The 681-nt window shown below is 76.9% G+C and carries 1 pseudogene; it reads left to right on the top strand.

From position 1 onward, the window contains the following. Positions 1-681 (top strand): annotated as a pseudogene (locus FV228_RS31765) (AsmA protein); the annotation flags it as partial.

The following is a 681-nucleotide window of genomic DNA, read 5'->3' as shown; positions in this document are numbered from 1 at the left end:
CGCGCCAGCGGCATCGACATCGCCGCCCTGCCGCCGCTCGGGACGACGCTCGGCAGCCTGCGCGACCACGACCTCGCCCTGACCCTGGAGGCCAAGGACGTGCGCTACGGGCCGGCGGGCTCCGGCAACGGCACGATCGCGGCCAGCATCCAGTCGGACGGGTCGAGCCTGGTGGTGGACAGCCTGGACGTGACGGACCTCGCGGGCGCCAGCGCCAAGCTGTCCGGCCGGATCGGCGCGGACGGGACCGGCCGCGTCTCCGGGCGCCTGAAGGCCCCCGTGGCGGCCCCGCTGCTCGGCCTGCTCGAACGGGTCTGGGTCGGCGAGATCCGCCTGCTGCCCGCGTTCCTGCGCGAGGCGCCCCTCGACCTCGCCGTCACCCTGGACCGGGAGGGCGGCGCATCCGACGCCCTGCGCAGCCAGATCAAGGGCAGCGCCGGCGGCGGCACCCTCGACCTGACGCTGGCGAGCCGCGGCACGCGGATCGAGGGCGGCACCGCGACCCTCACGGCCCCCCGGGCGGGCCCCTGGTTCGGGCGCACCGACATCCCCGGATTGCAGCAGCCGGCCGAGCTGCACTTGAGCGCCGAGCGGCCGGACGCCGACACCCTGGCGCTGACCGTCGACGGCACGCTCGCCGGCCTGAAGCTCGCCACCGCCCGGCCGATCCTGGTCGGCCCC

The organism is Methylobacterium sp. WL18 (assembly GCF_008040015.1).
GTDB lineage: Bacteria > Pseudomonadota > Alphaproteobacteria > Rhizobiales > Beijerinckiaceae > Methylobacterium > Methylobacterium mesophilicum.
This window is presented reverse-complemented; position numbering and strand designations above follow the sequence as displayed.